Here is a 256-nt window from a genome sequence, read left to right on the forward strand (position 1 = left end):
CCGCTTCTGCTGCGGCCATTTCCACGACACGCGCGGCCTGGCGCTGGCCAACGTGCTGGCCGCCGCGCAATTGGGCGTCACGCGCTTCGACGCCTCGCTCGCCGGCATCGGCGGCTGCCCGCACGCGCCGGGCGCCAGCGGCAACGCATCGACCGAAGCCCTGGGCTTCATGCTGGCCGCGATGGGCGTCGACACCGGCCTCGACATGGACGCGCTGCTCGCGCTGCGCGCCAAGGTTGCCGGCTGGCTCGTTGGC

1 pseudogene is annotated in these 256 nt (G+C 73.8%); it reads left to right on the forward strand.

Annotation, left to right across the window (positions count from 1 at the left end):
• A pseudogene (locus CVH10_RS22295) lies at positions 1 to 256 on the forward strand (hydroxymethylglutaryl-CoA lyase); the annotation flags it as partial.

Origin of the sequence: Halomonas sp. ND22Bw (assembly GCF_003011945.1) — a bacterium.
Classification (GTDB): Bacteria; Pseudomonadota; Gammaproteobacteria; order Pseudomonadales; family Halomonadaceae; genus Halomonas; species Halomonas halophila.